Source organism: Mesotoga sp. B105.6.4 (genome assembly GCF_002896535.1).
In the GTDB taxonomy this organism is placed as follows: Bacteria; Thermotogota; Thermotogae; order Petrotogales; family Kosmotogaceae; genus Mesotoga.
In genome coordinates this window covers 1-1,121 of the sequence record NZ_JWIM01000147.1, presented here as the reverse complement: position 1 = coordinate 1,121, position 1,121 = coordinate 1, and the positions used below count along the sequence as shown (strand labels likewise).

The 1,121-nt window shown below is 35.2% G+C and carries 1 protein-coding gene; it reads right to left on the bottom strand.

The window, feature by feature from the left end:
* Positions 1-346 precede the first annotated feature (346 nt).
* On the bottom strand, positions 347-1,121 hold a 775-nt coding region (locus RJ60_RS15225), incomplete at its 5' end, for a hypothetical protein (RefSeq protein WP_219725920.1).

Sequence of the window (1,121 nt, the reverse complement as noted above, 5' to 3'; positions counted from 1 at the left end):
TCTTCTCTCCTAGTCTTACTTGTCTTGACTATTATGGCAAAATTGCTCATAATCAGCCAGTATATCTTCCATATTTTTCGCTGCAAAAGCCCATTGTCATGAGGATGTATCGCCTAACATTTCTCCGATTGGCACATTAGGTTTTTCATAAGTTGCTCTCGTAAAATGCAAGACATTGAGTCGATTATCACCAGGTCCATTACTCTGTGGCAAATAGATGTAGTCGACATCTGCAATAACCTCTTAGCTACCTTAAAAGCAAATGATCATTATCTTTGCTTCAGTCTTCTCTACGATCTTTGGTGTTACTCGTGGACTCGTTAATTTTCTCAATGTAATATTTATTTCAAAGCTTCCTGAACTTCCTTAACATTATTTCTATTAATCTACATATTGTTAATGATAATTCTCTTTCAGATGCATGTGTACTCAAATAAAGTATAGGCTTCTCATGCAAATTGACACCAAATGAACCTAGTTCATTAACTAACAACAGAATAGTATCTGCGGAAGAGATTCCACTACACGAAAGCTTGCCTTCTTCAAAATTACAAGCTTTGCTCACATTAAAATATTCAATAATCATCCTGGTTCGTGCCTTATCAGAAACTGATGATATTCTTGACTGTATTCTTCTGAAACTCCGTGAGCTGGGCAATCGTTCTCTATTTGGTTCAGCTAACACTAAGGAGTTGAACAGCTGATATTCAAACATCTGTTTGAGCACAATATACGTTTTTTGAAACATTTCTTTCTTCTCAGAAAGAACAACAAGCTTGAATCCTTTAGGGTGAAGAAGAAGAACTATGTGCTTCCAAATCCAACGCACTCTTCCAAAGATAGTCTTTAAAGGTCTTTTGGCAAATATGTAGAGCATAATTTTGTTTTTCAAACTAACCAATGAAAACTCGGTCTGACGTAAGTCTCTAGATAATAGAACACTTGATAGACTAGTTCCTGCATGCTTTTTGAATAATTCCGTTAGAGAGCTCAATTCAATCCTATCGTTCAATAGCTGTAGTCTATGATTTGTCTTCTCGTTGATTAGTCCATTATTAAGAATCTCCTTAAGAAGAATAATAAAATACTGGTATTCATAAGAACAATGCAATATGCCTTCA